This window comes from Amycolatopsis sp. FBCC-B4732, assembly GCF_023008405.1.
Taxonomy (GTDB): domain Bacteria; phylum Actinomycetota; class Actinomycetes; order Mycobacteriales; family Pseudonocardiaceae; genus Amycolatopsis; species Amycolatopsis pretoriensis_A.
Window position 1 is genome coordinate 4,505,749 of sequence record NZ_CP095376.1, and the last position, 24,758, is coordinate 4,530,506.

The 24,758-nt window shown below is 72.3% G+C and carries 28 protein-coding genes and 1 pseudogene; 17 read left to right on the forward strand and 12 right to left on the reverse strand.

Annotated features, from left to right (window positions below; all coding sequences use genetic code 11):
• Nucleotides 1-69: 69 nt before the first annotated feature.
• The 4 genes and pseudogenes from MUY14_RS19685 (at nucleotide 70) to MUY14_RS19700 (ending at nucleotide 3,360) form a co-directional block, all read left to right on the forward strand.
• Nucleotides 70-771: a BTAD domain-containing putative transcriptional regulator gene (locus MUY14_RS19685; RefSeq protein ID WP_247024474.1), complete on the forward strand. Its 702-nt coding sequence runs from the start codon at nucleotides 70-72 to the stop codon at nucleotides 769-771.
• A 193-nt stretch (nucleotides 772-964) separates the two neighbouring features.
• Nucleotides 965-1,327: a YciI family protein gene (locus MUY14_RS19690; RefSeq protein ID WP_247024475.1), complete on the forward strand. Its 363-nt coding sequence runs from the start codon at nucleotides 965-967 to the stop codon at nucleotides 1,325-1,327.
• Nucleotides 1,324-2,557, forward strand: a pseudogene (locus MUY14_RS19695) (RNA polymerase sigma factor). Before MUY14_RS19690 ends, MUY14_RS19695 begins: the two are co-directional and overlap by 4 nt.
• Nucleotides 2,557-3,360 (forward strand): hypothetical protein, encoded by an 804-nt coding sequence (locus tag MUY14_RS19700; protein WP_247024476.1) that lies wholly within the window; start codon nucleotides 2,557-2,559, stop codon nucleotides 3,358-3,360. The pseudogene MUY14_RS19695 and the gene MUY14_RS19700 overlap by 1 nt, the downstream one beginning before the upstream one ends.
• A gap of 46 nt (nucleotides 3,361-3,406) precedes the next feature.
• Here the strand turns inward: MUY14_RS19700 and MUY14_RS19705 are convergent, their stop codons facing one another.
• Together MUY14_RS19705 and MUY14_RS19710 are read right to left on the reverse strand one after the other, a co-directional pair.
• Nucleotides 3,407-4,042, reverse strand: coding sequence for a TetR/AcrR family transcriptional regulator (locus tag MUY14_RS19705; RefSeq protein WP_247024477.1), 636 nt, complete (start codon nucleotides 4,040-4,042; stop codon nucleotides 3,407-3,409).
• A gap of 56 nt (nucleotides 4,043-4,098) precedes the next feature.
• Complete coding sequence (locus MUY14_RS19710) at nucleotides 4,099-5,409, reverse strand: lipase family protein (RefSeq protein ID WP_247024478.1); 1,311 nt, start codon at nucleotides 5,407-5,409, stop codon at nucleotides 4,099-4,101.
• A gap of 167 nt (nucleotides 5,410-5,576) precedes the next feature.
• Between MUY14_RS19710 and MUY14_RS19715 the strand changes: the two genes are divergently transcribed.
• Together MUY14_RS19715 and MUY14_RS19720 are read left to right on the forward strand one after the other, a co-directional pair.
• Entirely contained in the window at nucleotides 5,577-6,323 is a 747-nt protein-coding gene (locus MUY14_RS19715) for an ATP-binding protein (RefSeq protein WP_247024479.1), read from the forward strand.
• A 912-nt stretch (nucleotides 6,324-7,235) separates the two neighbouring features.
• Nucleotides 7,236-8,876: a beta-1,3-glucanase family protein gene (locus MUY14_RS19720; protein ID WP_247024480.1), complete on the forward strand. Its 1,641-nt coding sequence runs from the start codon at nucleotides 7,236-7,238 to the stop codon at nucleotides 8,874-8,876.
• A gap of 42 nt (nucleotides 8,877-8,918) precedes the next feature.
• Here MUY14_RS19720 and MUY14_RS19725 read toward each other — a convergent pair whose 3' ends face one another.
• Nucleotides 8,919-9,095, reverse strand: a complete 177-nt coding sequence (locus MUY14_RS19725) for a CsbD family protein (RefSeq protein ID WP_247024481.1) — start codon at nucleotides 9,093-9,095, stop codon at nucleotides 8,919-8,921.
• A gap of 136 nt (nucleotides 9,096-9,231) precedes the next feature.
• Here MUY14_RS19725 and MUY14_RS19730 point away from each other — a divergent pair, with 136 nt between their 5' ends.
• Together MUY14_RS19730 and MUY14_RS19735 are read left to right on the forward strand one after the other, a co-directional pair.
• Nucleotides 9,232-9,369: a hypothetical protein gene (locus MUY14_RS19730; RefSeq protein WP_247024482.1), complete on the forward strand. Its 138-nt coding sequence runs from the start codon at nucleotides 9,232-9,234 to the stop codon at nucleotides 9,367-9,369.
• A 57-nt stretch (nucleotides 9,370-9,426) separates the two neighbouring features.
• Nucleotides 9,427-10,077, forward strand: a complete 651-nt coding sequence (locus MUY14_RS19735) for an SGNH/GDSL hydrolase family protein (protein WP_247024483.1) — start codon at nucleotides 9,427-9,429, stop codon at nucleotides 10,075-10,077.
• Between the two features lie 21 nt (nucleotides 10,078-10,098).
• Here MUY14_RS19735 and MUY14_RS19740 read toward each other — a convergent pair whose 3' ends face one another.
• From MUY14_RS19740 to MUY14_RS19760, 5 genes are all read right to left on the reverse strand, one after another.
• Nucleotides 10,099-10,767, reverse strand: a complete 669-nt coding sequence (locus MUY14_RS19740) for an ABC transporter substrate-binding protein (RefSeq protein WP_247024484.1) — start codon at nucleotides 10,765-10,767, stop codon at nucleotides 10,099-10,101.
• Nucleotides 10,768-10,794: 27 nt separating this feature from the next.
• Nucleotides 10,795-11,160: a hypothetical protein gene (locus tag MUY14_RS19745; protein WP_247025177.1), complete on the reverse strand. Its 366-nt coding sequence runs from the start codon at nucleotides 11,158-11,160 to the stop codon at nucleotides 10,795-10,797.
• A gap of 37 nt (nucleotides 11,161-11,197) precedes the next feature.
• The gene (locus MUY14_RS19750; protein ID WP_247024485.1) at nucleotides 11,198-11,566 is read right to left on the reverse strand and encodes a roadblock/LC7 domain-containing protein; all 369 of its coding nucleotides are present in this window, start codon (nucleotides 11,564-11,566) and stop codon (nucleotides 11,198-11,200) included.
• Between the two features lie 798 nt (nucleotides 11,567-12,364).
• Complete coding sequence (locus MUY14_RS19755) at nucleotides 12,365-13,600, reverse strand: acetyl-CoA hydrolase/transferase family protein (protein ID WP_247024486.1); 1,236 nt, start codon at nucleotides 13,598-13,600, stop codon at nucleotides 12,365-12,367.
• A gap of 26 nt (nucleotides 13,601-13,626) precedes the next feature.
• On the reverse strand, nucleotides 13,627-14,466 hold the full coding sequence (locus MUY14_RS19760) for an SDR family oxidoreductase (RefSeq protein WP_247024487.1): 840 nt from the start codon (nucleotides 14,464-14,466) through the stop codon (nucleotides 13,627-13,629).
• Between the two features lie 115 nt (nucleotides 14,467-14,581).
• Between MUY14_RS19760 and MUY14_RS19765 the strand changes: the two genes are divergently transcribed.
• A complete protein-coding gene (locus MUY14_RS19765; RefSeq protein WP_247024488.1) occupies nucleotides 14,582-15,166 on the forward strand; it encodes a TetR/AcrR family transcriptional regulator in 585 nt (194 codons plus the stop codon).
• Here the strand turns inward: MUY14_RS19765 and MUY14_RS19770 are convergent.
• A complete protein-coding gene (locus MUY14_RS19770; RefSeq protein ID WP_247024489.1) occupies nucleotides 15,163-16,032 on the reverse strand; it encodes an AraC family transcriptional regulator in 870 nt (289 codons plus the stop codon). The two genes, MUY14_RS19765 and MUY14_RS19770, sit on opposite strands and share 4 nt — an antisense overlap.
• Before the next feature lie 83 nt (nucleotides 16,033-16,115).
• On the opposite strand from MUY14_RS19770, the gene MUY14_RS19775 reads away from it, so the two are divergent.
• The 3 genes from MUY14_RS19775 (at nucleotide 16,116) to MUY14_RS19785 (ending at nucleotide 18,052) form a co-directional block, all read left to right on the forward strand.
• A complete protein-coding gene (locus MUY14_RS19775) occupies nucleotides 16,116-17,012 on the forward strand; it encodes an MBL fold metallo-hydrolase (RefSeq protein WP_247024490.1) in 897 nt (298 codons plus the stop codon).
• Nucleotides 17,013-17,073: 61 nt separating this feature from the next.
• A complete protein-coding gene (locus MUY14_RS19780; protein WP_247024491.1) occupies nucleotides 17,074-17,586 on the forward strand; it encodes an RNA polymerase sigma factor in 513 nt (170 codons plus the stop codon).
• A gap of 16 nt (nucleotides 17,587-17,602) precedes the next feature.
• Nucleotides 17,603-18,052, forward strand: coding sequence for a peroxiredoxin family protein (locus tag MUY14_RS19785; RefSeq protein WP_247024492.1), 450 nt, complete (start codon nucleotides 17,603-17,605; stop codon nucleotides 18,050-18,052).
• On the opposite strand, the gene MUY14_RS19790 is transcribed toward MUY14_RS19785, so the two are convergent.
• On the reverse strand, nucleotides 18,049-18,888 hold the full coding sequence (locus MUY14_RS19790) for an LLM class F420-dependent oxidoreductase (protein ID WP_247024493.1): 840 nt from the start codon (nucleotides 18,886-18,888) through the stop codon (nucleotides 18,049-18,051). The genes MUY14_RS19785 and MUY14_RS19790 overlap by 4 nt on opposite strands.
• Before the next feature lie 75 nt (nucleotides 18,889-18,963).
• On the opposite strand from MUY14_RS19790, the gene ligA reads away from it, so the two are divergent.
• Nucleotides 18,964-20,955, forward strand: a complete 1,992-nt coding sequence (gene ligA / locus MUY14_RS19795; RefSeq protein ID WP_247024494.1) for an NAD-dependent DNA ligase LigA — start codon at nucleotides 18,964-18,966, stop codon at nucleotides 20,953-20,955.
• Between the two features lie 81 nt (nucleotides 20,956-21,036).
• Nucleotides 21,037-21,474, forward strand: coding sequence for a hypothetical protein (locus MUY14_RS19800; protein ID WP_247024495.1), 438 nt, complete (start codon nucleotides 21,037-21,039; stop codon nucleotides 21,472-21,474).
• 69 nt (nucleotides 21,475-21,543) lie between these two features.
• Here the strand turns inward: MUY14_RS19800 and MUY14_RS19805 are convergent, their stop codons facing one another.
• A complete protein-coding gene (locus MUY14_RS19805; protein ID WP_247024496.1) occupies nucleotides 21,544-21,837 on the reverse strand; it encodes a hypothetical protein in 294 nt (97 codons plus the stop codon).
• A gap of 356 nt (nucleotides 21,838-22,193) precedes the next feature.
• On the opposite strand from MUY14_RS19805, the gene MUY14_RS19810 reads away from it, so the two are divergent.
• Nucleotides 22,194-22,742, forward strand: a complete 549-nt coding sequence (locus tag MUY14_RS19810) for a hypothetical protein (protein WP_247024497.1) — start codon at nucleotides 22,194-22,196, stop codon at nucleotides 22,740-22,742.
• A gap of 72 nt (nucleotides 22,743-22,814) precedes the next feature.
• Here the strand turns inward: MUY14_RS19810 and MUY14_RS19815 are convergent, their stop codons facing one another.
• Nucleotides 22,815-23,156: a hypothetical protein gene (locus MUY14_RS19815; protein ID WP_247024498.1), complete on the reverse strand. Its 342-nt coding sequence runs from the start codon at nucleotides 23,154-23,156 to the stop codon at nucleotides 22,815-22,817.
• 292 nt (nucleotides 23,157-23,448) lie between these two features.
• On the opposite strand from MUY14_RS19815, the gene fabG reads away from it, so the two are divergent.
• Nucleotides 23,449-24,210 carry a 3-oxoacyl-ACP reductase FabG gene (fabG, locus tag MUY14_RS19820; protein WP_247024499.1) on the forward strand — a complete coding sequence of 254 codons (762 nt, stop codon included), beginning with the start codon at nucleotides 23,449-23,451 and terminating at the stop codon, nucleotides 24,208-24,210.
• 7 nt (nucleotides 24,211-24,217) lie between these two features.
• A complete protein-coding gene (locus MUY14_RS19825; protein ID WP_247024500.1) occupies nucleotides 24,218-24,670 on the forward strand; it encodes a MaoC family dehydratase in 453 nt (150 codons plus the stop codon).
• The last annotated feature ends 88 nt before the right edge of the window (nucleotides 24,671-24,758 follow it).

Genomic DNA, 24,758 nt, shown 5'->3' on the forward strand with positions numbered 1-24,758 from the left:
CGGTGGGGTCGATCCGATCGGTGGCGGGCGTGGGTTGGGGAACCGATGCGCATTGAAGCAACACAGATCGTGACACTGCGGCTGCTCAAGGGGTTCACGCTGCTGGTGGGCGACGACCCGGTCGCGCTGTCCTACAGCGCGCAGCGGTTGCTCGCCTTCCTCGCGCTGCAGGACCGTCCGCGGCCGCGGACGTACGTGGCGAGAACGCTGTGGCCGGAGGCGACGACGCCCCGCGCGAACGCGAACCTGCGCTCGTCGCTGTGGCGCGCGTCGCGGACCGGGTACCGCGTCATCGAGGCGTCCGTGCAGGAAATGGCCCTGGCGGGCAACATCACCGTCGACATCCACGACGCCGTCGCCCGCGCGCACTGCCTGCTGGACAAGACGTGCGGGTGCGACGAGATCCTGACCCGCCAGACCCGCGACGACCTGTCGGCCGATCTGCTGCCCGAGTGGTCGGACAACGAGTGGGTGCTGATCGAGCAGGAGCAGTACCACCAGTTGCGGCTCTACGCCTTGGAAGCCATGGCCAAGCGGCTCACCACGGCCGGGCGCCACGGCGAGGCGGTGGCCGCCGCGCTGTCCGCGGTGCGCGCGGAGCCGTTGCGGGAGAGCGCCCACCGCGTCCTGATCGACGCGCACCTCGCGGCGGGCAACCGGGCGGCGGCGCAGCACCAGTACGAGCAGTGCCGGTGCACGCTGCTCGAGGAGCTGGGACTCGAACCTTCCGATACCCTCCGTGATCTCCTGCCGCACATGAGCGCGCATTAGTTCCTACCCGAAAACAATGGCGATTGCCCTTTCGGGCAATTCCACACAGGCGTATTTCCCGATCGGGCGACGACGATTTCGGCACGTTCGCCCGTCCGAACGGGCGAAATCCGCCCGGGCGCGCCTGTCGAGGTACGGTCCCGCCGTTCGTCATCCTCTTCGAACGGGGTACGACGACCGGTTGGAGGAGCCCGTGCAGTACATGCTGCTGATCTACGACTGCGACCGTCCCGAACCCGGCGACCCGCGCTTCCCCGAGGCGCTGGCCAGGGTGAACGCCTTCGCCGACGAGTGCCCGCGGCGCGGCGCCTTCGTCTCGGGACACCCGCTGCTGGGCGAGCACACCGCGACCACGGTCGCCGTGCGCGAAGGCAAGACCCTGATCACCGACGGCCCGTACCCCGAGACCCACGAGCACCTCGGCGGCGCCTACGTCCTCGACTGCCGCGACCTCGACGAGGCTCTGGAGCTGGCCGCGCTGTGCCCGATGGCCGCGGTCGGCTCGATCGAGGTCCGGCCGATCGCCGGCGTGCCGGGTCTCGACCACCACGGATGAGCACGGCGCACCTGCTGCGGGCGACCTACCGCGAGCACCGGTCCCGGATGCTCGCGGCGCTGGTGCGCGTCCTCGGCGACTTCGAGCTCGCCGAGGACGCGCTGCAGGACGCGTGCGCGCTCGCCCTGCGCAAGTGGGACGGCGGCGGACCGGACGACCCGGTCGCCTGACTGCTGACGACGGCCCGCAACAGCGCGATCGACCGGCTCCGGCGGGCCCGCCGGGGCCGGGAGAAGCTCGCCGAACTCGGCCCGGGGCCGGCGGTGACGGCCGTGGACGCGGGGGAAAGCAGCCTGCTCGCCGTCGGCGACGAGCGGCTCAGCCTGATCTTCACCTGCTGCCACCCCGCGCTGGCCGAAGAGGCGCGCGTCGCCCTGACGCTGCACGCCGTGGCCGGGCTGACCGCCGGGCAGATCGCCCGCACGTTCCTGGTCGGGGAGGCGGCGCTGGCCCAGCGGCTGGTCCGGGGCCAAGCGCAAGATCCGCGACGCCGGGATCAGCCTCGCCGTCCCCGCCGACCACCTCCTGCCCGAACGGCTCACCGGCGTCCTCGCCGTGGTCTACCTGATCTTCACGCGGGGCTACACCGCCGAGGGCGACCGGCCGGAGTACCGCGGGCTGCAGCGGGAGGCGGTGCGGCTGGCGAAGCTCGTCGCGGCTCTGATGCCCGACGAACCGGAGGCCCTCGGCCTGGCCGCCCTGCTGCTCCTGCAGGACTCGCGCGCGGCGGCGCGCTACGACGAGCACGGCGACGTCGTCCTGCTCGAAGACCAGGACCGCTCGCGGTGGGACCGCGCCGGGATCGCCGAAGCGGTCGGCCTGCTCGACCGGGCGCTGCGCCTCGGCGAGCCCGGGCCGTACCAGCTGCAGGCCGCCATCGCCGTCCTGCACGCGCAGGCACCGTCGGCCGGCCGGACGGACTGGGCGGGCATCGCCGGGCTCTACGAGCGGTTGCTCGTGGTGCACCCCTCCCCCGTGGCCGCGCTGAACCACGCCGTCGCCGTCGCCATGGCCACCACCCCGGCCGAGGGACTCGCGCTCACCGACCGGATCGACGGCCTCGGCCACTACCACCTGCTGCACGCCGCCCGCGCGGACCTCCTGCGCCGCCTCGGCCGCACCACCGAGGCGGCGGCCGCGTACCGGCGGGCCCACGACCTGGCCACCAAGCCCGCCGACCGGCGCTTCCTCGCCGCCCGCCTGCGGGCGCTCGACCCCACGGAGTCCTGATGCGACTGTCCATTCTCGACCACGGCCACCGCCGCCGCGCGAAGCTGTTCATGGCGCTCACCGCGAAGCGGTCCGGGGTCGCCACCCCCGACATCGTCAAGCTGCTGCTCTACCGGCCCGGCGTGTTCGCCCGCCCGCTGCTGGAGCTGACCGCCCCGGCGATGCGCGGCCCGTCGTACTGGACCGCGGCGGAACGCGAATACCTCGCGATGGCCACCGCGCAGGTGCACGAGTGCCCGTTCTGCGTGGTCACGCACACCGAGCTGGTCCGCATCGCCGGCCCCGGCGAGCTCGACCCGGAAGACCCCGCCTCGGCCCGGCCCGAACTGCGAGCCGTCCGCACGTTCGTGGAAGGCGTCAGCCGGGACCGGGCCGACGCGGCCGTCGTCGCCGCGGTGCCCCCGCACGCGGTCGCCGAGGCCCTGCGGGTGAACCTGGTGTGGAACATCGTCAACCGCCTCGCCAACGCGTTCGGCTTCGTCCTGCGCGAGGGCCAGCTCGAGACGGGAACACGCTCCCTGCACCGGTTCGGCTACCGCTTCCCGGGCTTCCTGATCGCCGAGGGCCCCCGCACGGACCTGGCGGCCGCGGCAGCTCGCCTGGGTGACGACCTCCCCGAGCCGCTGCGGTCGTACGTGACGACGGTGCGGGAGGCGTCCTCCCGGGTGACGGACGCCGACGTCGAGGCGCTGAAGACCGCGGGGTACCGCGAGGACGAGATCTTCGAGGCGACCGTGGCCGCGGCGGTCGGGGCGGCGTTGCGGAGCTTCGAAGCGGCGAAGCGCGCGGTCCGAGCGGACTGAGCCGATCGGGTGGATCTCACCGACGGCTCCCGGGCCGGCCGCCCCTTCAGCCGGGGATGGCGCGGTGACCGAACAAGCCCAGCAGCCACGTGTGCCGGACCGCCTCGCGGGCCTGCTCGTACGCGTCGTCCGTGGCGAGCCAGATGGCCTGGGTCAGCAGCTCGATCGTCGCGGCGACCACCGTCCGCGCGGTGAACGGCGGCGGGGGTGCCAGTGCCGGCTCGGTGGTGCGCAACCAGGCCGCGGTCCGGTCGAACACCGCTTCTCCCGCCCGCAGCACCTCTTCGCGGGCTTCGAGCCCCGCGGGACCGAGTGCGTAGATCTCCAGCAGGACCGCGCGGGCGGCGACCGGGCGGCGGTGCGCGTAGCCGACCAGGAAGTCGCCGCACGCCGCGACCGCCGCCAGCGGGGACGGGGCCGCCATCGCCACGGCGACGCCCTGGCCGAGGAACTGCCCCGTCTCCGCGCGGTAGGCGGCGAGGAACGCGTCCTGCTTGCCGGTGAACTGCTCGTAGAACGAAGTGCGGGAAACGCCCGCGGCCGCCGTGATGTGGCCGACGGTCGTGGCCGCGTAGCCGCGTTCGCCGACGTTGGCCAGCACCGCTTCGACCAGCCGGGCGCGTTGCGCACCGGCGACCTCTTCCCGGCTCAGGCCGTGTGGCCCCTTGGGGAGCGTCCTCACCCGCGGCACCGTACCCGGCCCGACCACCGCCGGGTACGGCGAACGGGCTCAGTGCGTCAGGCGGGCTTTTCCGGGGCCAGCGAGTTCCCCGCCGGGATGTGCCCGCAGTTCGACGGCGCGGGCTTGCCGGCGAACCGGTCGGCGAGCCAGCCGATCGCCGCGGGCGCCCACGCCGCCGCGCCGCCGACGTGGCTGAGCGCGTCGTACTGCACGTACTTGATGGTGGCGTTGCCGGTGGCGCAGTACTGCCGGGCCAGCGCCCGCACGTCACCGGCGACCATCACGCCGTCCCCGGTGCCGATGCCGGGCAGGGTGCTCGTGGTGCCTTCGAGGAACCCGGCGTTGCCCTGGGCGATGAAGCCCGGGACCGACGGCGTCGGCGCCGAACCGATGTTGACCTTGTTCACCGCCGCGACGAACGGCGGCACCGAGTTCGGGTTGGCGTACTCGGGTTTCACGAGCTTCTGCCACGTCAGCCCCGGGTACCGGCCCAGCGCGGTGATGATCGACGCGTGCTCCAGCTCGTCGAGCACCTTCAGCCCGTACTCGCTCGCGTACGGCCGCAGGTCGATGCCGAAGCCGCGCGCGACGCCGACCAGCGCCATCGGGATGACCCCGGACCACACCGGGCTCCCGCCGACGTACTTGAGGTTGTGCGCGGGGTCGACGAGCACCCCGCCTTCGGTGAACCCGACGAGGTTCTTGTTCACGTCGGGCGCGTAGCCCGGCGCGAGGGCGGCCGCCCAGCCGGTCGCGATGGCCCCGCCGGAGTAGCCGAGGAGGCCGAACTTCGTGCCGCCGTCCATGCCCGTGGCGGCCGAGCTCGTCGCGGCGCGGATCGAGTCGAGCGTGGTGGTGCCGTACTCCGGCCCGGCGGCGAAGTCCGCGGTCTGCCCTTCGGTGTCCGGCACGACGACGTTGTAGCCCAGCAGCAGCGACGGGAGCAGCAGCAGCGACTCGCCGTTGGGCAGCAGACCGCCGAGGGTGACGTCGCCGGCGATCGCGCGCGACGGCGCGTCGGCGGGGTCGAGCGAGTCGTAGGCCGACTGGTAGGAAACGGCTTTCGTGCGGTCGCCGGTGATGCTGCGGACCACCGAGGTGACGTTGGCGGCCGGGCGGCCCTGCGCGTCGGTGGTGCGGTAGAGCAGCTGCACGGCTTGCACCGGCGTGGCGAGGCCGACGACGTGGTAGGCCAGGGTCCGCGTCTTGAGCACGGTCCCCGGTGCGAACGACGACAGCGGCGCGCCGCCGTCGTAGGAGTAGAAGGAATCGGACGACGCGGCGGCGGCCGGCGTCGCCGCAGCGGCGGCGGACACGAGCGCGAGCGCGGCGGCGAGGGCCGGGAGGCGAGCGGGCTTTCGGATCATGACTCCCCTTTGAATCATGAAGTGGATCACACGACGGCGGTAACCTACCAGCGAGTAGGTGTGGTGTACAGCCGCGTACACGATCCTCACCCGCCCGTGGAGGACTACCGCGGGCGACGGTCCGGACCTAACGTGGCGATACCGGGTTCTCGGCGGAGGGAGAGACGATGCACGGGACGCTCGACCTCGAAGTCGCTGCCCGGCCGCACTACACCCTCGTCACCGTGACCGGCGGCCTCCACCTCGGCAGCTACCGGCGCCTGCGCGACGGCCTGCTCCAGATCGCGGCGGACGGCCCGGACGCGGTGATCGCCGGCGTCGGCGACCTCGACTTCAGCCCGGTCGCCCCGGTCGGCGTCTTCGCGCTCGTCGCCCGCCGGATCCGGCTCTGGCCGGGCATCCCGCTCGCACTGGCCACCGGCACCCCCGACCACGCGCGCGCGTTGCGGGAGCACGGCATCCACCGCGAGGCCGCCCTCGGCGAGGACGTCCCCAGCGCCGAGCGCGCACTGGGCAAACCGGCCCGGCGCCAGGCGGAACTGGTGCTGCCGCGCAGCAGCGAAGCCCCGGCGATCGCCCGTGCCGCGGTGCGCCGGGCCTGCGCGGAGTGGGACGTCACGCACTTCGTCTACGACGGGATCCTCGTCGCCGGCGAGCTCGCGACGAACGCGGTCCAGCACACCGAGTCCCCCGCCACGCTCCGCCTGGACCTCCGCCACGGCCGGCTGACGATCGCGGTACTCGACGACGACCCCCGCCCGGCGGTGCTGCTACCACGACCACGGCCGGGCGCCGCCGGCTTGGGCATGCACCTCGTGGCGCACTCCGCGCGGCGCTGGGGCAGCAGCCCGCGGTGGTCGGGCGGGAAAGCCGTCTGGGCGGTCTTGACCACCGAACGCCACGCGCCGGGCTGAGCCCGTCAGCACGGCTGGGTCCATCGCGATCGGCTCCGCCCGCACCGAACACGGCCCGATCGCCTCGCTCCCCCCATCTTCCCGAGCACGGCGCTCCGCACGCCCCACTCCCGCGAAAGGTCTTGCACCAGAAGCAATCCGCGGGCTCTCGGATCCCTGTTCGCCCGCCCCGGGCGGCCGTCGCCGTCGTCGTGCACCTCCAGCAGCGCCGAGCACGGGGACGGCTCGGCCGTCGCGGTCACCGTGACCGGGCCGGCGCCGTGAGTCGCGCGTTCGGTCACCACCATGTGCGCCGCCCACAGGTGGTCCGCGCCCAGCCGGGGCCAGTGTCCGGGCCGTCCGCCGCCGCAGCGCGCCGAACGGTGGCACGGCGTCCGGCTCGAACACCAACGCCAGCCCCGGCGCGCTCATCCCAAGCCCGCACCGCTTCGGCCACCGTCGCGAACCCGCGGACCTGCTCGCCGGGCCAGAACAGCGTCAACGCGACCGAAACCGGGTGCGGCGGGACCACCAGGCACAGCCGGCCGCCTTCCACGCCGGCGCGGCCTGCGCCAGCGCCCGGCCGCAACTGCGCGCACCCGACCGAGAGGATCTCTCCCGCCGGAGGGCGGCGGACCCACGCCGGCGCGAGGACATGCGGCCGGCGCCGCGGTCCGCACGACAGCACCCCCGTCACGTCCCAGTCAAGCACGCCGGCGAGCGGCCCGGACCGCAAGTGTCCACAGTGGACCATCACCGGACCACCGGGATCGGTGGTCCGGGCTACGAAAGGGCAGCGTCGGGGGCCGTCAGTACCCGCGCGGCCCGCCGGGTGTTGACCAGCCCCTGACCGCATACCTACGGTCCCCTCACTCTGTCCGGCGGACGCGCGGCGGCCTGCCGCGCGATCTCCGCCCTTCCCGAGGAGGTGCCATGCTGTCGAGGCGTACCTTCGTCACCGCGGGCCTGGTGGCCGCGGCGAGCACCCCGCTGTGGTCCGCCGCCACCGCGCCGCGCGCCCGCGCCGCCGCGGCGTTGCCGTTGACGCTCAAGAACAATTCGGGCAGCGGCACCGTCTACGCCTACATCAGCGGCTCCGACACCTCGGGCCGCCCAGGCTTCGTCACCGCCGACGGCCGGTTCCAGGCGCTGCCCAACCCGTCCGCGCCGGTGACGCCGATCCCCGACTACGCCATCCCGCTCGGCGGCTCGGGTTCGCAGCTCACGGTGACGCTGACCGACTACCTGATCGGCGGCCGCGTCTGGTTTTCGGTCGACAAGAAGATCCAGTTCTTCGTCAACCCGGGCCCCGGGCTGGTGCAGCCGGGCTTCACCAGCTCGGACCCGAACTGGCAGACGAACTGGACGTTCTGCGAGTTCACCTACAACAGCGCGAACCTCTACGCCAACATCAGCTACGTCGACATGGTCGCGCTGCCGGTGTCGATGGCCACCACCGGCGCCGCGGGCTCGCAGTCGGTCAGCCCGCTGCCGAACGGCGCGCTCGGGAGCATCGCGGACGGGCTGCGCGCCCAGCACAACGCGGACGGCGCGCCGTGGGACCGGCTGGTCGTGACCGACGCGTCCGGCAAGGTGGTGCGGGTGCTCGCGCCGGGCCACTCCCCCGTCGACTTCGGCGGTTACTGGACCAACTACCTCAACGCCGTCTGGGACCACTACCGCACGACGCCGCTGACGATCAACGGGCAGGGCGGCATCGGTTCCTACACCGGGACGGTCAGCGGGGACGCGATCGTGTTCGGCGGCCTGAACACCAACGGCGTGCCGTTCACCAAGCCGAGCGCCATCGACATCTTCGGCTGCGCGAGCGGGCCGCTCTACAACTCGGGCGCGGACGCGCGCGGCGCCGTCGCCGCCCGGCTCGCCGCGGCGCTCAACCGCAGCAGCCTCCTGGTGGCCGGCGGCAACAACCAGCCCGACGGCGTCGCGCCGGCCAACTACTACAAGGACGCCACCACCAACCACTACGCCCGGCTGGTGCACCAGTACGCGACGATCGGCTACGCCTTCCCGTACGACGACGTGGGCCCGACCGGCGCCCAGCCCGTCGACGGCCACCTGCAGGACCCGGCCCCGACGTCGTGGACGGTCTCGCTGGGCCCGGGCGCGGGCGGCGGCACGACCCCACCCGCCGGTGGCGCCGTCAGCGCGTACTCGACGATCCAGGCGGAGGCCTACAACGCCCAGAGCGGCACGCAGAACGAGACCTGCGGCGACACGGGCGGCGGCGTCGACGTCGGCTGGATCGCGAACGGCGACTGGCTGAAGTACGCCCGCGTCGACTTCGGTTCGAGCTCGCCGCACCAGTTCGTCGCCCGCCTCGCCTCCGGTGCGCCCGCGGGCGTCAGCGGCGCGATCAAGGCCCGGCTGGACAGCGTGACGGGCCCGGTGCTGGCCGAGATCGACTTCGCCGGCAACGGCGGCTGGCAGAACTGGCAGACCGTGCCGGCCAACGTCGTCGCCACGGCCACCGGCGTGCACGACCTGTACCTGACGTTCTCCGGCGGCGCGTCGGACTTCGTCAACATCAACTGGTTCACGTTCACCCGCTGACGCGGGGGTCCGGCCACGGTCGCCGTGGCCGGACCCGGCGGTTCAGTCGAGGACGCCCTTGACCGCGTCCTTCACCTTCTCGCCCGCCTGCTTGAGGTTGGCCTTGCCCTGCTCGGCCCGGCCTTCGGCCTGCCACTGCTCGTTGTCCGTGGCGTTGCCGAGCGCTTCCTTGGCCTTGCCCTTGAGCTCTTCGGCCTTGTTCTCCAGCTTGTCGTTCACCGTTGCCTCCCACCGTTTGGCGTCGCGGGTTTGCTACCCAGCGACTCCGCGGCCGAATCCGTTTGAGACGCCGGTCACCGGGGTAATCAGCGCCGCGGCGGAGCACCCGACGCGTCCGCCGGAGACGGAGCAGCCCGTGGTCCCGTTAGGTGTCGCCCTCGGTGCGGGCGGGCTGGTCCTCGGGGCCGGCGTCCTCTTCCTCCTCGGTGTGCTGCTGGTCGTTTCCGGCCTGGTGCTGCGCCTGCTCGCGGCCGGCCCCGGCCCCGCCGCCTGACTCCCATCCATCGCCCGGCCGGCTCCGAATGCCGGTGACCGCGATCAGGGAGGTCCCGTGCTGCTCGACGTAGCCGCCGCTGTGCTGCCCGGCGTCCGCCGGGTCCGCGCGCAGAAGGAACCGTTCGCCCGGGCCTGGGCGGAAGCCGAACGGGCGGCCCCCGGTTCGGGCAAGCCGCTGTGGGCCGCCCTCGGCGACTCGATGACGCAGGGCATCGGCGCCGAAACGGTCACCGGCGGCTGGGTCCCGCGCTTGAACACCCGCCTCGGCGAGCCGTTCGCGGTGGTCAACTTGTCGGCCTCGGGCGCCCGCATCGCCGACGTCCTGGACACCCAGCTGCCCCGGCTGGCGGCGCTTCCGGCACCGCCGGCCTTGGTGACGGTCCTGGTGGGCGCGAACGACATGCTGACCCGGCCCCGCCGCCGAGGCACCCCGGCCCGCTTCGCCGAACTGCTCGCCCGGCTCCCGGCGGACCGTGCGGTGGTCGCGACGCTGCCACGGGGCAACGCGGAGGCCCGGGAGATCAACGCCCTCATCGAAGCGGCGGCGACCCGCGGGCGGGTCCACCTGGCCGAGCTGCGCGGCCCGGCACTGGCGCCGTTGCGCGGCAGCCTCGCGCGCGACTGGTTCCACCCGAACGACGTCGGCTACGAGCGGATCGCGGGCATCTTCGAGCCCCCGGTGCGCGCCGCCGTGGGGCTTGGATGAGTCGTTCGGGACACCGCCCGTTCACTGGGCCACTTCCACCTCCAGCCCCATCAACCGGACCGTCCGCTTGCGGCGCAGCCACCCGCGCGCCGGCACCGCGTCCGGCAGCTCGTCGAGAAACGCCCGCCGCTGCGCCGAAGTCGCCGTCCGCCAGCGCATCGCCAGCACCGGCCGGACCGGCGCGATGAACCCGCGCACCCGTTCGTGCGCACCCGCCAGCCGAGCCTCGTACTGCTGATCCGGCCGGTAAGCCAGCTGCAGGTCGATCAACGGGTCGGCGCCGCCCGCCCGGTGGCGGCAGCGGGAAAGCCGCCGGGCGAGCTCGTCGATCGCGACCTGCACCAGGCAGGGCATCTGGTCCTGCCAGCGACCGAGCCACGGGGCGTGGACCGTCGCCGCGGTCATCTCGTCCGCGAGCACGATCAGGGCCCGGACCGCCGTGCCGGCGAGCTCGACGCGGATCCGCCGCCCGTTCGCGTCGACGAAGAAGTGCAGGACCCGGCCGGCCACGACGGCACCCGAGCGCAGCCCGACCCACTCCCCGACGGCGTCGGGCGAGGGGCAGGACGACACGAAGGTGAACGCGAGGTCGTCGCCGGCGAGGCTCATCGTCACCGGGAACAGGGAACCGAGGTCGTGCATGAACGCCGAGCCGATGACGAGTGCGGCGCGGGAGCCGCCTCCGGTCATCGCCGCCTCCTCCCGTGCGTGCGCGGGCTACACCTGCAGATCGGCTTCGATCCGTTTGAGGTAGTGGCGGGCCAGCGCCAGGTTCGCCCGCTCCCGGTCCAGCACCAGGTAGAGGAACAGCGAATTCCGCGAGGAGTTCATCAACCGGATCAGGTGGTACTGGCGGTGCAACGTGATCAGGATGTCCTCGATGGTGTCGTTGAGCGCCAGCGACGACATCACCCGCAGCTTCGACCGGACGACCTCGGTGTTCCCGGCGGCGGCGACGTCGAGGTCGAGCCACTCGCCGCCACCGCTGGTGCCGAGCGACATCCCGCTTTCGTAGTCGACGAGCGCGACGCCGACGGCGCCGGCGATGGACATGGCTTCTTTGAGGGCGGTGTCGATGTTCATCATCATGCTGCAACCTTTCCGTTGAATGGCTTCTCCGCTACGGGGCCAGGATCGTGCCGATGCGTTCGATGACCGGCCGGGCCTCGAACAGCAGGCGCCCGACGTTGAGGCCCTTGTCCCCCAGCACGACCATCAGCGCCAGCCGGCCCACGGCGTAGACGGCCATGTAGCCCTCGCTGCCGAACACGACGGTCTGGCTGAGCGTGCCCTTCCCCGTGAGTTCGGCCGCCTGGCGCGCGATACCCAGATCGGCGGCGGCGAGCGCGGAGATCTTCGCCGGATCGAGGAGATCGTCCGCGTCGGCGATGATGGGTATCCCGTCGACCGCGGCGAGCACCGTTCCGGTCACCCCGGCGACGTTTTCCCGGAGTTCGCGCAGCTGGGTGGCCAATGCTTCGAAATCCAAGACAGTTCTTTCTGGTTCATCAGCCATTCGGGTTTCTTCCGCCGAGCGACCCTACCGACATCGCTACTGCGCGCCAATACGCACGGCAACGCCCGCAGCACTACTACACGATCGAGTGAACCAGGGGTGGGTTCGTAACAGAATTGAGTAACCAAGGGGAATGATGGGTCATTGATCACCGGATTCGGGAAATGGATGTTCACCATTCGCGCGCGGGCGCGTGAAATGCCGCGACGCAGTCAGTCGGGAAGGGCGGCCGATCACCGGCACGTCCGACCGGGGCCCGGCACTGCGGCCCTCCGACGGCGCGGGGCCGCACCCCCGCCACCCTGCGCGACGAAGCCCGGAGCCCTACAGGAGGCCGAAACCCAGCTTCCGGCCCCGCTCCCCGCAACTCCGCCCGCGCCTCCGGGTACGCGACCCGCTCCGGCCAGGACCGCAGCAGATCACCGGCGCCGACAGCCAAGGCCCAGCACTGCCGCCGACCGAAGGGGCACGGCCGCCACTTCGCGCGACGCGGTCCGGCGGGAACGGCCGCCGATCACCGGCGCCCACGACCCGGGCTTCGGACCGGCAAAGCCCGAAGGCGCACGGCCGCACCCTGCGAAACGAACCCCCAGGCCCTACAACAGCCCGAAACCCAGCTCCCGGCCACGCTCCCGCAACTCCGCCCGCGCCTCCGGGTACGCGATCCGCTCCGGCAGGACCGCAGCCGATCACCGGCGCCCAAGGCCGATGCCTCGTATCGGCAAAGCCCGAAGGCGCACGGCCGCACCCCTACAAAACGAACCCCAAGCCCTACAACAGCCCGAAACCCAGCTCCCAGCCCCGCTCCCGCAACTCCGCCCGCGCCTCCGGATGCGCGACCCGCTCCACGATCTGCCGCGCCTGCTCGCCGGCGTCGTGGCCCCAGATCGCCGCCACCCCGTGCTCGCTGACGAAGAAGCTGTGCTGGAACGAAGTCACCGGCCCGGCCAGCCGCGGCACCACGGTCGACACGTCCGCCTTCGGGTGCCACGACGGGAGCGCGATGATCGCCCGGCCGCCCGGGGAATGCAGGGCGCCGACCACGAAGTCCGTCTGCCCGCCGAAGCCCGAGTAGATCGCGCCGCGCACCCGGCTCGCGTTGGCCTGCGCGTACAGGTCGACCTCGAGCGCGCTGTTCACCGACACCAGCCGGCGCTGGCGGGCGATCACCGCCGGGTCGTTCGTCTTCTCCGTGCGCAGCAACCGGACCCGCGGGTTGCGGTCGATCCACCGGTACAGCTCCGCGCTGCCGAACACGAACGACGCCGTCACGAGCTCGGCCGGGTCGAGGGCGCCGGCGCGGTCGAGAGCGAGCACGCCGTCGCTGAACATCTCCGACCACACCGCCAGCCCGCGGCGGCCGGTCAGCGCGGCGAGCGTCGCGTCCGGGATGCCGCCGATGCCCAGCTGCAGCGTCGCGCCGTCGGCGACCAGCCCGGCCACCCGCTCGCCGATCTCCCGTGCGGTCGAGCGCAGCGGACGCGGCACGGGCGAGCGGAGCGGCTCCTCGGCTCCGAGCGCGTAGTCGATTTCGTCGACCGGCACCAGCCCGTCGCCGTGCGTGAACGGCATGTGCGGGTTCACCTGCGCGACCACGAGACCCCCACGGGCGCGGGCGGCCTCGATCGCCGCGGGCAGGATGTTGACCTCGGTGCCCAGCGATACCACCCCGTCGACCGGCACCGACGTGTGCACCAGCACGACGTCCGGCGGCAGCGCCTGCTTGAGCAGCTGCGGCACCAGCGACAGCCGCGACGGGAAGTACCGCAGCCCGGCCCGCCCGCGCATCCCCGGCCCCACGAACGGGGTTTCGAGCAGCACCCCCGGCCGGTCCGGCAGGCCGTCCTGGGCGTTCAGCGCGAACAGCCGGTACTCCGCCAGCGCCGCGTCGAGGACGCCCAGTGCTCGCGACGGCGTCGCGAAGTTCCCGCTGACGACGACCCGCGGCACCGGCGCCGCCACCCCCGCCAGCACCGCACCCAGCTGCTCTTCCGAGAGAACGCGCATGCCGCCATCCGATCATGGTCCGGGCCTCAGCCCGGCATCGGCACCGCCTTCTCCGCCGCGCGGCTCACCTCTTCCCAGCCCGCCCAGGTCGCCATCCGCTGCCGCGAGAGGTCGAACGCGAGGTCGTAGACCATGCTGCCCAGCAGCAGCCGCAACGGCGGGTCGTCGCTCTCGACGAGCTTCAGCACGGCTTCGGCGGCCAGCCGCGGTTCACTGTCGATCGAGCCCTCCGCCCACTGCTTCGCCAGCTCCTCCCGCAGCCCGTCGTACCGCGGTTCCGGCGTCGTGGCCGTGCTGCCGGCGTAGAGGCCGGTCCAGTAGCCGCCGGGCTGGACGATGGTGACCTTGACGCCGAACCCGGCGACCTCGGCGGCCAGCGCCTCGCTCATCCCTTCCAGCGCGAACTTGCTCGCGCTGTAGAGGCCGGTGCTGGGGAAGCCGCCGAGCGCGCCGATGCTCGAGATCTGCAGGAGGTGCCCACTCCCCTGTGCCCGCAGGTGCGGCACGACGGCCTGGCTCACCCAGAGCGCCCCGAAGAAGTTGACGTCCAGCTGCGCGCGGGCCTGGTCCTCGCTGAACTCTTCGACCATTCCGGTGTACAGCGCGTCGGCGTTGTTGACCACGACGTCGAGCCGCCCGAAGTGCGCGGCGGCGCGCTCGACGGCGGCGAAGACCGCCGCCCGGTCGGTGGCGTCGAGCGGGAACGCGAGCAGCCGGTCCGGGTGCGCGGACGCGGTTTCCGCCAGCGGCGAGACGTCGCGGGCCACACCGGCCACCCGGTCACCGGCGGCGAGCGCCGCTTCGGTGAAGGCTCGCCCGAGCCCCCGGCCGGCCCCGGTCACGAACCAGACGCGTGCGGTTTCCACCGTGCCCTCCTCCCACGAGACGAACCGTCTCGTCTCACTGGCCTCGAGAGTGCCACCTTTCCACGGCTCTCGTCAAGACGGTCCGTCTCGTCTTGCCGGGTGCTAGCTTGAGCGCGTGCCCGGCTCACCCGACCCCAGCCGCCGCAGCGAAACCGCGCGGCGCGCCATCCTCGCCGCCGCGCTGGACCTCGCCGGGAAGCTGGGCTACGCGAAACTCAGCATCGAAGGCATCGCCCAGGCCGCCGGCGTCGGCAAGCAGACGATCTACCGCTGGTGGCCGTCGAAGGGCGCGCTGCTGTTCGACGCCTTCCTGACGCTCGCGGGCGAAGGCGAGGATGCGGCCCTGCCCGACACCGGCGACCTGGCCGCCGACCTGAAACTGGTCCTGCGCGCCACGATCACCGAGCTCGGCGACCCGCGCTACGACCTCCCGATGCGCGCCCTGCACACCGAAATCGTCCACGACCCGGCCCTGGCGGCGGACTACGCGAAGCGGCTGGACGGCCCGATGCGCGACCTGAAGAAGGCCCGGCTCCGCAGCGCCCAGGAGGCGGGCGAACTGGCCGCCGACCTCGATCTCGACGTGGCCGTCGACCTGCTGTGGGGCCCGCTGCTCAACCGCTGGCTCCAGCGCACCGGCCCGCTGACCCCCGAATACACCGACCGGGTGGTGGACACCGCTTTGCGCGGCCTCCGCTAACGCGTCCGGAACCCGCCCGGCGCGACCCCGAACTGCCGCTTGAACGCGTGCGAGAACGCGAACGGCGACCCGTACCCGACCTTCGCGGCGATCGACGGCAGCGACAGCTCGGTGTCCTGCAGCAGGCGGGCCGCCGTCGTCAGGCGCCACCACGTCAGGTACGCCATCGGCGGCTGCCCGGTCAGCGCCGTGAACCGGCGCCCGAGCGTGGCGCGGGACAGCCCGACGCGGGCGGCCAGGTCTTCGGTCCGCCACGGGGCCGCCGGTTCCGCGTGCAGCGCTTCCAGCGCGGCGGCGATCTCGGGGTCGCGCAACGCCTGCGGCCAGCCGCCATCCGGGCGCCCGGCCAGCCAGGCCCGGACGAGGTAGACGAGCAGCAGGTCCAGCAGCCCGGTCAGGACCGCGGGCGAACCCGGGCGCCGCTCGGTGACCTCGGCGCCGAGCAGGTCGATCGCCGCGCGCAGTTCGGGGTGGCGGCCGGGCTCGGCGGGCAGGTGGACGACCTCCGGCAGGCTCGCGAGCACGGGGTGGCGCCGCCCGCGGGCCAGCCGGTACTTGCCGCACAGGAACTCCGTCCGGCCGCCCGGCTCGTCGACGGCCGTCTCGAACGGCACCGCGCCGGCCGCGTCCGGGGTCGCCGACAGCGTGTGCGGGCTCCCGTGCGGGACCAGCACCGCGTCACCGGCCCCGAGCGGCACAGGCGGCCCGCCGGCCGGGACGAGCCAGCCGCTGCCGCGCAGCAGCACGTGGAACCCGGCGCCGTCGTAGGGCGCGAAGCGGTAGCACCACGCCGCCCCGGCGCTGAGCCGGTTCGACGTCGGCTGCCCGATCCGCACGGCCGCGATGGCGTCACTGAGGAGGTCCACCCGCGTCAGTCTAGAGCCGATCACGCATCGAATCGAGTCATTCGAGCATGGGAACGCTCACCACAGCGTCCTAACGTCGTGTCATGCACATCGGTGAAGTCGAAGTCGTGAAGGTCGTCGAGTGGGCGGGTGAGATCGCGCCGGCGCGGACCATCGTCCCCAGCCCGCCCGAACTGTGGACGGACAACGCCGGCTGGCTCGCGCCGGACCACTGGGACCCGGCGACCGGCGGTTACCGCGGCGCGGTCCAGACGTGGGTGCTGCGCAGCGAGGGCCGCGTGATCCTGGTCGACACCGGCGTCGGCAACGGCCGGGACCGCCCGCAGATCCCGCTGTTCGACCACCTGGCGACACCGTTCCTCGACCGCCTCGCCGAAGCCGGCGTCCGGCCCGAGGACGTCGACGTCGTCGTCAACACGCACATCCACTACGACCACGTCGGCTGGAACACCGAGCGGCGCGACGGCGAGTGGGTGCCGGCGTTCCCGCGGGCGACCTACCTGATCCCCCGCCCGGACCAGGTGTACTTCGACCCGCGCAACGCCCACCGCCGTCCGGTGCCGCGCACCGCGAACGACCAGGTGCGCCGGGAAGGCAGCCTGCTCGTCTACGCCGACAGCGTCGCGCCCGTGCTCGGCCGCGCGGAACTGTGGGAGGGCAGCCACCGCATCGACCGGAACCTCACCCTGGAAGCCGCGCCCGGCCACACGCCCGGGTCGTCGGTGCTGCGCGTCTCGTCCGGCACGGACCGCGCGGTGTTCGTCGGCGACCTGCTGCACAGCCCGGTGCAGATCCTCGAACCGGAGCACAGCAGCTGCTTCTGCGAGGACCCGCGCCAGGCCGCCGCCACCCGGCAGGGCATCCTCGAACGCGCGGCCGACGCCGGCGAACTCGTCGTCCCGGCGCACTTCGCGGGCCCGGGCGCGGCCGAGGTCCGCCGCGACGGCAGCCGGTTCGCGATCCACCGCTGGGCGGGGTGAATCCTTTCGGCGGTCCGGGCCCTCTCATGGGTGTCGTCGTCGAACCGGGAGGGAGCGCCGGATGGGGTGGGTCAGCGAGCAGCTCGTCGAAGCCGCGCAAGGAGGGGACCTCGAGTCGCTCACCGCGGTGGTGCACGGGGCGCACCCGCACGTGCGGCGCTTCGCCGACCACCTCTGCGCGTCACCGCAGGACGCCGAGGACGCGGCCCAGGAGGCGCTGATCGTCCTCTACCGCAAGATCGGCTCCCTGCGCGCGACGGCGGCGCTCGCCTCCTGGATGTTCCGGATCGTCCGGAACGAGTGCCTGCGACGCACCCGGCGGCTCCTGGACACCGGCGCCGAGCCCGACCCCGGGCTCGCGGACTCGGCCGAGGACGAAGCGCTCAAACGGCTCGAAGCCGAGCGCGTCGCACGGGCGATCCAGGCGCTGCCCGACGTCCAGCGGCGGGTGCTGGTGCTGCGTGACGTCCTGGGCCACCCGGGACGGGCGGTCGCCGACTCGCTCGGCCTCAGCACGGCGGCGATGAAGTCCCACCTGCACCGGGCGCGGACCGCGGTCCGCGCCCGGTTGTGACCCGAAAGGACACTCCGTGCTCGAACCCGGAACACCCGTCCCGCACCTGGAGCTGGAAGACACGGCGGGGCGCCGCGTCGACCTCGGCGGCCACGCGGTGCTGCTCTACTTCATGCGCTCGACGACCTGCCCGGTCTGCCGGCGGCACGTCCGCGACCTCGCCGAGAACGCGGAGACCCTGGCGGCCGACGGCGTCCGTGTCCTCATCGCCGTCCCCGAAGACCGCGAGACGGCGGCCGCGTGGCGGGCGAAGCAGGACATCCCGTTCCCGGTCGTCACCGGCCGCGGCGCCCACGAGTCGGTCGGCCTGGGCCGGGCGGTCTTCGGCGCGCTGCAGCGCTCGGGCAGCGTGCTCGTCGACGCGGACGGCGTCGTCCGCCACGCCCACGGCGCCGCCCTGCCGACGGCCAGCTACGACAAGCAGGGCATCACGGCGGCCGTCGCGGCGCTGCGCACCCCGGCTTAGCGCAGCGGCTCGAGGGCCTTCGCCAGCGGCTCCAGCACCGCCGGGGTGTGCGGCGGCGGCAGGTACACGATCGCCAGGTCCAGCCCTGCCTCGCCGAGCGCCTCCGCCTCGGCGGCGACCTTCGCGTAGTCGCCGTCGGGGCCGAGCCGGACGTGCGAAGACAGCGTGATCTCGCCCGGGTCGCGCCCGATGTCCGCGCAGTGGGCGTGCAGCACGTCACGCTTGTGGGCGAATTCTTCGGGCGTCCCGCCGACGAAGTTCCAGTGCTGGGCGTACTTCGCGGTCGTGCGCAGGGTGCGCTTCTCGCCGCTGCCGCCGATGCAGATCGGCGGGTGCGGCGTCTGCACGGCCTTCGGCTCGCAGCGGGCGTCGGTGAGCTGGTAGTGCTCGCCCTGGAACGTGGTGGTCTCCCGCGTCAGCAGCCCGACGAGGACCTCGCACGCCTCCTCGAACCGGTCGCTGCGCTCCTTGACCGTGCCGAGCTGCATGCCGTACGCGCCGGACTCCTCTTCGTTCCAGCCCGCGCCGATGCCGATCTCGAGCCGGCCGCCGGAGACGATGTCGAGCGTGGCGGCCATGTTCGCCAGCAGCGCGGGGTGGCGGTAGTGGATGCCGCTGACCAGCGTGCCCACCCGGAGCCGCTTCGTGGCCTGCGCGAGCGCGGTGAGCGTCACCCAGCCCTCCAGGCACGGCCCGGAGGAGTCGGAGAAGATCGGGTAGAAGTGGTCGAACGTCCAGCCGGATTCGAACAGCTCGATCTCGTCGGCGGCCTGCCACACGGCGAGCATGTCCGCCCATTCGGTGTTCTGGGGCGAAGTCTTGATGGCGAATCGCATGATCTTCATCGTAAGCCTGGAGCTCCTCCAGCACGGTCGGAGTTTTTGTCGGTGGCCCCCGGTAACGTCCCCCCCGTGAACGCTCAGGAACGCATCCAGGAACTCGCCGACCGCATCGTGGTGCTGCGTGACGCCTACTACCGGGGCTCGCCGCTGGTGGCGGACGCGGAGTACGACGCGGTCGAGGACGAGCTCCGGAGCCTGATCGGGGCGAACCCGGAGCTCGCGCCCGATCCGAACCCGCTCGACCAGGTGGGCGCGCCGGCGGTGCTGCACGCGCCGATCCGGCACTCGCGCCCGATGCTGTCACTGGAGAAGGCGACCAAGCCCGAGCAGGTCGCCGCGTTCTTCGACCGCTTCCCCGGCCAGCCGGTGGTGGTCATGCCGAAGCTGGACGGCCTTTCGCTGGCCGTCGTGTACGAGAACGGCAGGCTGGCGCGCGCGGTCACCCGCGGCGACGGCACGACGGGTGACGACGTCACGGTGCTGGTGCGCGCGCTGACCGACGGCATTCCCGATCGGGTGGACGCGCCGGGCCGCGCCGAGGTGCGCGGCGAGGCCGTCATGCTGCGGTCGACGTTCGCGGCCTACAACACCGCGCACCCGGACAAGCCGCTGATCAACCCGCGCAACGCCGCGGCGGGCACGCTGCGCGCCAAGGATCCCGCCACGGTCGCCGAGCGGCGGCTGCGGTTCTTCGCGTTCGACCTGCACACCGACCCCGACAGCGCGGCGACCGACCTCGGGAGCGCGCTGGCGGCGCTCGGGTTCACGGCCGCCGACATGCGGCACTGCGCCGACGCCGAAGCCGCGCAGGCCGCGATCACCACCATCGAACAGCAGCGCAACGAACTGGACTACGACCTCGACGGCGCCGTGCTGCGGCTCGCCGATCGCGATGCGTACGCGGCGGCCGGCACCCGGTCGAGCTCGCCGCGTGGCGCGCTGGCGTTCAAGTTCGCCGCCGAGGAGAAGACCACCGTGCTGGCCGACGTGGTCTGGGACGTCGGCAAGACCGGCAAGATCGCCCCGGTGGCGTGGCTGGAGCCGGTGTTCGTGGGCGGCACGACGGTCACCCGCGCGACGCTGGCGAACCAGGAGGTGATCCGCGCCCGCGGCATCAAGATCGGCGACACCGTGCTGGTGCGCCGCGCGGGTGACGTCATCCCGTTCGTCGCCGGCGTGCTCGACGCCTCGAAGCGCACGGGCGCCGAGCGGGAGATCGTCCCGCCGGACGCGTGCCCGTCGTGCGGGCAGCCGCTGACCGAGCAGGGCAACAGCCGCGAACTGTTCTGCACCAACGTTTCCTGCCCGGCGCAGACGGTGCGCCGGCTGATCCACTGGGCGTCGCGCGCGGCGGCGGACATCGACGCCATCGGCGGGGTGTGGATCGAACGCCTGGCGGAGGCGGGGATCCTGGAGCACCCGTCGGACTTCTACGGGCTGACGAAGGAAAGGCTCCTGGAGTTCGACCGCGTCGGCGAGGTCTCGGCCACGCGGATGATCGAGTCGATCGACGCGAGCCGCGCGGTCGGCCTCCGCCGCGCGCTGATCGGCCTGGCGATCCCGATGGCGTCCGAGGGCACGGCGGCCCGCCTGTGCCGCGCCGGCTTCGCGTCGCTGGAAGCGGTCGCCGAAGCGGGCGAGGAAGGGCTCGTGGCGGTGGAGGACATCGGCCCGAAGGTCGCGGCCTCGCTGATCGAGCACCTCACCCGCCTGCGCCCCGAACTCGAGCGCCTGCGGAAGGCCGGCGTCTCCCTGGACGTCCGCGAAGAGGACCTGCCCCCGGTCGTCGCGGCCGGCGCGCCCCTGGCGGGCAAGACGGTGGTGGTGACGGGTTCGATCAGCGACCCGCGCTCGGGCGAGAAGGTGCCCCGCCCGACGTTCCAGCGCCTGTGCGAAAAGGCAGGCGCCACCACGGCTTCCTCGGTTTCGGCGAGCACGGACTTCCTCATCACGGGCGCCGACGTCGGAGCGAACAAGCTGACGAAGGCCGAAAAGCTCGGCGTCGAGGTGGTCGACCAGAGCACGATCTGGGCGCAGCTGATCGAGGCGGGCATCGTGTAGCCGGGGGTGGTCACCCAGTCGTGGCAGGTGTGCCGGGACGACACTGGGCGGGTACATCGCCGCGTCCGGGAGGAACCCACGATGACGACCGACCCGCTGTTCGCCCGCCAGCTAGCCGTCCACACGTTGCTGATCGCCCGCGGCTGGCACCTGGCAGGCGGCCGCGACCCGGGCCACGACCCCTTCGCCGACGACCCCACAGCAGGCTGGCACTACCCCGCCAGCTTCGGCGGCCGCCAGATGAACGAGGTGGCGACGACCACCCCGGTCCGCCTCCAGAGCTACTTCACGTTCGACGGCAGAGCCAACGAAACGTTCGCCCTGGTCCCGGCGGGCAACCTCCACACCAACGGCTGCCCCACCCACGACACGGCGGAGCAGTTCGTCCCCTTCACCCCAGCCGGGGAGGCCGACCTGGACCGCATCGCGGCGCTGCTCGACGAGCTGGAACCGCAGGCGGAATCCCTCGACCCCCGAGCAGCGATCGAGTGCCTGTACTTCGGCCCCTGCGCCCACTGACCCGGCCCCGGCAGGTCACCAGGTGCGGGCTCGCCTGAACCATTTCCAGGCACTCGCCGAGCAGACGATTCAGCGGCCGCTTGCCTCCTCACCGGTGGCGAGCTGGTCGTGCGGTCGACCCCAGTCCGCCTCGGAGGCTCGCTCGTCAATGCACATGCGTGCGAACTTGGTGAACGCAACTCGGACTGCAGCTGCACCCGAATCCGGGACAGCCGCTCCGTCATCGCCTTGGATCAGCCAGTGCGCTGCCCAAAGTGGAACGCGCTCGGCCGGAACGATGCCGAGCGCCACCCAAGCGGCGACCAGCTCCGGGGCCGGGATCTCGCCTGAGCCAGGCATGGGCCAGTCGTGCACGCCGGTCATGATCCCCGATCGCAACTCGGAGACGGCATGCAGGACCTCACGCTGTTGATCGACATTTCGATGTGGCGAAACCGTAGCCGAACGAACCGCTGGCCGGAACTCGCGTCCGTCACGGCGAAGCGCCGCGATCGCCGGCCGCACCGACCGCGCCGGTCCAGGTCGAAGTTCCCGGCGGCATCACCACACCGAAGCGTCATCACCACCGTCGTCTGCGCCAACACCATGCGCCGTTCGGGTGACCGCGATCCAGACCGCTAAACCGGACGTCACCCAGCGCGTGTCCTCGATGCGGCCGCAGTCGGAGCCGCGTACGCGACGAACCGGAAGTCGGGTTCGTACCGAGGGAGGAATCGGAAATGACAGTTTCCCGGAAACGCTGCATCGTGGGCTTGGCCGCTGCGGCGGCAAGCGCGTCGGCACTGCTGGCCACAGCCGCTCCGGCCGGGGCGGCGACGCCCGGCGCCGCACCGGGCGGGATCCAGGTCGAGGCGGTCGACAGTGCCACGCCGGTGACGGTGTCGGACCTCGTCAGCGCCCACCCGGAGAGCGTCGCCTCGACCCTCTACTGCGCCGTGCGGGACAACACCTTCGGCTGCCAGCAGGGCACGCCGGGCGACGGGCTCGTGGTCAGCATCCTGTACTACGACGCGAACTTCACCGGCTCGCAGGTCGTCATCTTCAACCCGGCCTACCAGGTCGGCTGCACGTCGGGAACGAGCGACAACGAGGGCGGCGCGAACCTCGGGACCGCGGCCAACCAGATCAGCTCGGCGCGGACCTACCACTCCTGTGACGTCAAGCTGTTCGACGGGAACAACGCGACCGGCACGGCCACCGGCTGGCTGAACGCACCCGGCAGCCTGGGGTCGATGAACGACCGCGCCAACTCCTTCAAGATCTCCTGATCGGCGCCACCGCCGAACAGCAGAGGTGACTGCCGTGGGGCGGCGTCCGCGCGGACGCCGCCCCACGGCAGCTCAGCGGAACTCGTGCACGACCTCGATCGGGCCGGCCAGGTGCGCGTTGAACTCGGCGAGCTCCTCCGCCGGCACCCACAACTCCAGGATCGTCCTGCCGCCGGCCTGCCGGACCGGATGACGCTCGAGGAACTCCGACTCGACCCGGAAGCGGGTTACGTAGCCGACCCCGTGGTGCGGCACGTTCCAATCGCGGGCGATCTTGATCGCGTACTCCTCGTCGAGCACGGGGTAGAAGATCGGTTGCTCGGGCAGCCGGGGCGGCCATGCGCGCCAGCCGGACTCCCGGAGGAGTTCCAGTTCCTCCGGACCGGTCGGCCGCCACAGCACAGTGGTCGGCACTACCTCCTCCTGAACCGCCGTGCACCCCTTCGCACTCCGTCGTTTCACCGGCGCCGGAGCCCAGCGAGACGGCCGGCCTCGCCACCAGCCGATTTCCGGCGATCTCGGGTCGCCGGATCGCCCTCGCCGGCGCGAGTCCACCGCGTCAGGTGACCGGTCCGCCCCGGATCCCTGGCTATGATCCTGCGCATGGTGACACCACACCGGGGCTGATCCCGCGTATCGTCTGGTGACCAACTGCTTAGTAGGCTCGCGGGCACGAGCCCGCTTCTCAACGACGAGGAGGTCCCCCGTGACCGATTCCCCTTCCCGTGTCGCCGTGGTCACCGGTGCCGGCCGCGGTATTGGTGCCGCTGTGGCCGCGCGGCTGGCCGAGGACGGCTTCGCCGTCGGGCTGCTGGATCTGGACGAGGCCGGTGTCAAGCAGGGCGCCGAGGCGATCGTCGCGAAGGGTGGCAAGGCCGTCGGTGTCGCGCTGGACGTCAGTGACGCCGAGCAGGTCGAGGCGGCCGTCGGGCGGGTGGCCGACGAGCTCGGGCCGCCCGTCGTGCTGGTCAACAACGCCGGCATCACCCGGGACAACCTGATCTTCAAGATGACCGAGCAGGACTGGGACTCCGTGCTCGGCGTGCACCTCAAGGGGTCGTTCCTGATGACCCGCGCGGTGCAGAAGCACATGACGCAGGAAAAGTACGGCCGGATCGTCAACCTGTCGAGCACGTCGGCGCTGGGCAACCGCGGGCAGGTCAACTACTCCGCCGCCAAGGCCGGCATGCAGGGGTTCACCAAGACCCTCGCCATCGAGCTGGGCAAGTTCAACGTCACCGCGAACGCGATCGCGCCGGGGTTCATCGCCACCGACATGACCGCCGCGACCGCCGAGCGGATCGGCATGAGCTTCGAAGACTTCAAGGCCGCCGCCGCGTCGCAGATCCCGGTGCAGCGCGTCGGCACGCCCGAGGACATCGCCAACCTGACGTCGTTCCTGGTCAGCGAGGGGGCCGGGTTCGTGTCCGGCCAGGTCATCTACGTCGCCGGCGGACCGAAGGACTGAGGCCGAGATGCGGGAGTTCCAGAACCTCGACGAGTTCGCCGCCGCGGTCGGCGAGCACCTCGGGTACAGCGAGTGGCTGACCGTCACCCAGGACCGGGTGAACCAGTTCGCCGACGCCACCGACGACCACCAGTGGATCCACGTCGACGAGCCGATGGCGGCCGCCGGCCCGTTCGGCGGCACGATCGCCCACGGCTTCCTGACGCTGTCGCTGCTCTCGGCGTTCGGCCCGAAGATCTACAAGGTCAACGGCATCAAGATGGGCATCAACTACGGCCTCAACAAGGTGCGCTTCCCGCAGCCGGTGAAGGTCGGCTCGAAGGTGCGCGCCGGTGCCGAACTGGCGGAGATCACCGACATCCCGGGCGGCAAGCAGGCGGTGTCGAAGTGGACGGTCGAGATCGACGGCGAGGCGAAGCCCGCTTGCGTCGCCGAATGGGTGACGCGGTTCCTCGCGTGACGCCCCCGGGAAGCGTCACTTTCATAGGGAAAGTGACGCTTCCCGGCGCTCTCTGTACGTCATACCGACTAGTCGGTATGCTCCCCCG

Excerpts from the sequence above, each read along its gene's own strand:
- MUY14_RS19700 (WP_247024476.1), top strand. The coding sequence starts at position 2,557 with ATGCGACTGTCCATTCTCGACCACGGCCACCGCCGCCGCGCGAAGCTG.
- MUY14_RS19710 (WP_247024478.1), bottom strand. The coding sequence starts at position 5,409 with ATGATCCGAAAGCCCGCTCGCCTCCCGGCCCTCGCCGCCGCGCTCGCG.
- MUY14_RS19715 (WP_247024479.1), top strand. The coding sequence starts at position 5,577 with ATGCACGGGACGCTCGACCTCGAAGTCGCTGCCCGGCCGCACTACACC.
- MUY14_RS19720 (WP_247024480.1), top strand. The coding sequence starts at position 7,236 with ATGCTGTCGAGGCGTACCTTCGTCACCGCGGGCCTGGTGGCCGCGGCG.
- MUY14_RS19740 (WP_247024484.1), bottom strand. The coding sequence starts at position 10,767 with ATGACCGGAGGCGGCTCCCGCGCCGCACTCGTCATCGGCTCGGCGTTC.
- MUY14_RS19745 (WP_247025177.1), bottom strand. The coding sequence starts at position 11,160 with ATGAACATCGACACCGCCCTCAAAGAAGCCATGTCCATCGCCGGCGCC.
- MUY14_RS19755 (WP_247024486.1), bottom strand. The coding sequence starts at position 13,600 with ATGCGCGTTCTCTCGGAAGAGCAGCTGGGTGCGGTGCTGGCGGGGGTG.
- MUY14_RS19775 (WP_247024490.1), top strand. The coding sequence starts at position 16,116 with ATGCACATCGGTGAAGTCGAAGTCGTGAAGGTCGTCGAGTGGGCGGGT.
- MUY14_RS19780 (WP_247024491.1), top strand. The coding sequence starts at position 17,074 with ATGGGGTGGGTCAGCGAGCAGCTCGTCGAAGCCGCGCAAGGAGGGGAC.
- MUY14_RS19790 (WP_247024493.1), bottom strand. The coding sequence starts at position 18,888 with ATGCGATTCGCCATCAAGACTTCGCCCCAGAACACCGAATGGGCGGAC.
- MUY14_RS19800 (WP_247024495.1), top strand. The coding sequence starts at position 21,037 with ATGACGACCGACCCGCTGTTCGCCCGCCAGCTAGCCGTCCACACGTTG.
- MUY14_RS19805 (WP_247024496.1), bottom strand. The coding sequence starts at position 21,837 with ATGACCGGCGTGCACGACTGGCCCATGCCTGGCTCAGGCGAGATCCCG.
- MUY14_RS19810 (WP_247024497.1), top strand. The coding sequence starts at position 22,194 with ATGACAGTTTCCCGGAAACGCTGCATCGTGGGCTTGGCCGCTGCGGCG.
- MUY14_RS19825 (WP_247024500.1), top strand. The coding sequence starts at position 24,218 with ATGCGGGAGTTCCAGAACCTCGACGAGTTCGCCGCCGCGGTCGGCGAG.